This is a genomic window from uncultured Clostridium sp. (genome assembly GCF_937920395.1).
Lineage (GTDB): Bacteria > Bacillota > Clostridia > Clostridiales > Clostridiaceae > Clostridium_AD.
In genome coordinates, this window is the sequence record NZ_CALEVF010000148.1 from 1 (window position 1) to 3,547 (window position 3,547).

Consider the following 3,547-nt stretch of genomic DNA (forward strand, 5'->3'; position numbering starts at 1 on the left):
CATAATTGTCACTCCTCGTAATAATACTAAATATTATTATATTTATGTAAATTTTTTTTCATCAGTTATGTGATCCAAACATCAAAGTATTGCTTTTAAATTATATATTTAACTTTCGCACATGATCTCTCTAGGCAAAATACTGTGATTCCAGTATTTTGCACCTGTATGATTTTTCATTGGTGCTTCAATAATTTTTGTCTTCTTTAGTTGAATTTGAGCTTGAACGGCTGTCACTGCAACAACATTTACTATATCTTCCACGCTGCATCCTCTTGATAAATCATTTATAGGCTTCGCAAAGCCTTGACAAACTGGTCCAATTGCTTTTGCTTTAGCAAATCTTTGCACTAACTTATAACCTATATTTCCAGATTGTATATCTGGGAATATTAAAACATTTGCATTTCCTGCGACGCTACTGTTTGGTGCCTTTTGGTTTGCTACGCTTGCAACAATTGCTGCATCTAACTGAAGGTCTCCGTCAATTTTTAAATCAGGTCTAGCACTCTTTGCTATTTGAGTCGCCTTTACTACTTTATCAACTAATTCATGCTTTGCACTCCCCATAGTTGAAAAAGAAAGCATCGCAACCTTAGGTTCAAAATCACATAACAGTTTTGCATTATCTGCAGTACTGATAGCGATAGCTGCTAATTCTTCTGCATTAGGATTTATATTAACTGCAGAATCTCCAAATAAAAGCAGTCCATTTTCTCCATATTCATCGTGGGGCAATTCCATTATAAAAAAGCTTGAAATAAGGTTACTTCCTGGTGCAGTTTTAATGATTTGCATTCCAGGCCTAAGTAAATCTCCTGTATAATGTACTGCTCCTGAAACCATTCCATCGACCTCGCCCATTTTAAGCATCATAGTTCCAAAATACACAGAATCTAACATTATGTTTGCTGCTTTTTCTAAAGTTATTCCTTTACTTTTTCTTAGCTCATAAAATTCTTGTGCATAATCATCTGTTTTTTTAGACATCTTTGGATCCACAATTTCTATACCTTCAATATTAACCGAAAGTTCTGCTGCTTTTGCTTGTATTACATCAACATCACCTATTAATACTACCTCAGCCAATAAATTGTTTTTAATGATTTCACTAGCTTTTATAGTCCTTTCCTCTTCACCTTCTGGAAGTACTATTCTTTTCTTATGTGCTTGTGCCATTTTATGCATTCTCTCTATAAATGTCATTATTTTCTCCTCTCATTTTTTATCACTTTATATGTATTAATAATATCTCTATTTTAGATTTCAATAACTAATCTCTAATTAGCTCAAACGCATGTTTCAGATGGCTTTTTTTTAACTCAAGATCATCATCTTTTAAATTCTACACAATAGTATCTGGACTTTTTCCTAATAATGCATCAAAAATATTTTAAGAGGTTTATTTATAATAAATATTAATGCACACGTTAACAATTTATATTATACATTATATATTATACATTTACAATAAGTTTAACATTAGCTCCATAAAATTAATTTCCAATAAAATCTTTGATTTTTTTACCAGTAACTTACCTCTAACGTTTATAGGCATAACAAGGTTTTACCATATACTGTGGAACTATAATTTCTACTTTCTTGCCGACTTAAAGATATACATAATATCCGCAATTATAAAAAATATAAATTATGATCAAGTTATAAATTTAATAAAATTGTTAACGTAAACAATAAAAAACAAAGAATAATATCAAAAAAAACCAATAAACTACAAGTTTGACATATCCCCATTGTTTACGATCACGACATAAATATATAGTTAATTATATTATAATTTACTAGAGTTCGATAAAATCAAAAATCAGATCTTAATTGAGCCACGAACACCCCTGGATCCATAGTAAGATTCAGCACCATTATGATACACAAAGACATTGCCGTAGCGGAAATCACCAAATATTGCACCACCAAGTTTTCTAATCTCCGAAGGTGTTTTCAACCAGCTAGATGTTTTCATATCGAAATTTCCAAGCTTCTGCAGTTCTCGATATTGTTCTTCAGTTAGAAGTTCAATGTCCATGGCAGTTGCCATATCTATAGCGCTGTTTTTCGGTTTATGTTCTTTCCTTGACTCCAACGATTCGCGGTCATAACATAAACTCCTGCGACCTTTAGGACTCTCTGCTGAACAATCATAAAAAATATATTCGCACGTCTTATTATCATGACCAACAACATCTGGTTCACCGCTAGTTCTTTCCATTTCGTTGAGTGACCACAGTTTTTCAGTATTAGCTTTAAGCTTTGCTTCTACTTTAGCCCATTCAATGCCTTTATGGCGGTTCATGTTTTTCTCAAAGCGGTATTTCAATGCTCCGAGTAGTTCTTCACATTGTTCTGGTGACAACTTCCTTTTTTCATGTTCCATAATAAAACCTCCTCTAGTATACCCAGTATTTACTTTTACATAATATACTTCTTAATTGAATTTTTTACTATGACGAGTTTTAATTTCACTACTTGAAGTATAAAAGTCACGATTTTTATTACCTAAGCCCTTTTATATTTAGATTATACCACTAAACTTATACTAGATTCTGAATCAATTTAAATATTGAACTAAAAAGTGCTAGATCTATTCATAAGATTTTATAATTCTTATTATTAATGAAACCTAAGAGAAAAGGAACCGTTATCTAAAATATCGGTCCCTTTACATTAGCGTTCTATTATCCTACTTTTACAACAGTTACTGTTGTGTTTATGAACCCCATAATTTGAGAGCTTGTACTTATTAAAGTTAAGGATGAGTTTCTAGTAGTTACTGGAACAAGAACTGTCTTAGCTAAATTTAATTTTTGATTTTCCACGATATCAGGTGTTAACACCTGAACTCTAGTTTCTGAACCAGCTAAGAACCTTTGATTGAGGCTTAATCGGATTATCGCTTCGTTGGTTCCATATGGTAGCGTAGTCCATACTGCAGATGCACTATACGTTACTAAATATAGACCTGGTACACAGAAAATTAATTTATCTCCGTCTAGTTGTATACTCCTACCTATTTTTGTTCTATTAACTATTGAACCTAATAATATTGGACTATTTGAAACTATATTTTGTAGAACTGGATATGAGGTTTCTATTGTAGCTATTGATCTATCAGGTCTTACATTGCATTGATTAGCATAACCTAAAAATTCATCAGCGTTTGTAGTAATCATTTATTTTAACACTCCTTAAATTTAGAAGATTTGTGAATCACTATAATGTATGCCACATTGCTAATATTGTTACATACTTAGTAATCAACAAAAAATAGAGCTTATTTTAATAAGCATTATAAATATGTCTTATATAAATAAGCTCATAAGCAAGTAGTAAATCTTATGCTATTCTCTACTTCTTTGTATTTTTCTTGCTTTTCTGCAATCAGGGCACCTTTTAGGCTCATTTTCAAATCCTTTTTCTTTATAGAATCCTTGTTCACCTTCGGTAAATATGAATTCTTTACCACAATTATTACAAACTAAAGTCTTATCTGCCATTATAAAATTGCCTCCAATTTAATTATGTTAACACT

The 3,547-nt window shown here is 31.4% G+C and carries 4 protein-coding genes; all 4 read right to left on the bottom strand.

Annotated features, from left to right (window positions below):
- Positions 1-108: 108 nt before the first annotated feature.
- The 4 genes from pta to Q0649_RS10535 all read right to left on the bottom strand — a co-directional run bounded on the left by pta (position 109) and on the right by Q0649_RS10535 (position 3,512).
- Complete coding sequence (gene pta, locus Q0649_RS10520) at positions 109-1,206, bottom strand: phosphate acetyltransferase (protein WP_298841273.1); 1,098 nt, start codon at positions 1,204-1,206, stop codon at positions 109-111.
- Between the two features lie 619 nt (positions 1,207-1,825).
- The gene (locus tag Q0649_RS10525; protein WP_298841277.1) at positions 1,826-2,392 is read right to left on the bottom strand and encodes a DUF4256 domain-containing protein; all 567 of its coding nucleotides are present in this window, start codon (positions 2,390-2,392) and stop codon (positions 1,826-1,828) included.
- A gap of 301 nt (positions 2,393-2,693) precedes the next feature.
- Positions 2,694-3,188 carry a hypothetical protein gene (locus Q0649_RS10530; protein ID WP_298841280.1) on the bottom strand — a complete coding sequence of 165 codons (495 nt, stop codon included), beginning with the start codon at positions 3,186-3,188 and terminating at the stop codon, positions 2,694-2,696.
- 168 nt (positions 3,189-3,356) lie between these two features.
- Positions 3,357-3,512 carry a zinc-ribbon domain-containing protein gene (locus Q0649_RS10535; protein WP_298841283.1) on the bottom strand — a complete coding sequence of 52 codons (156 nt, stop codon included), beginning with the start codon at positions 3,510-3,512 and terminating at the stop codon, positions 3,357-3,359.
- Between the last annotated feature and the right edge of the window lie 35 nt (positions 3,513-3,547).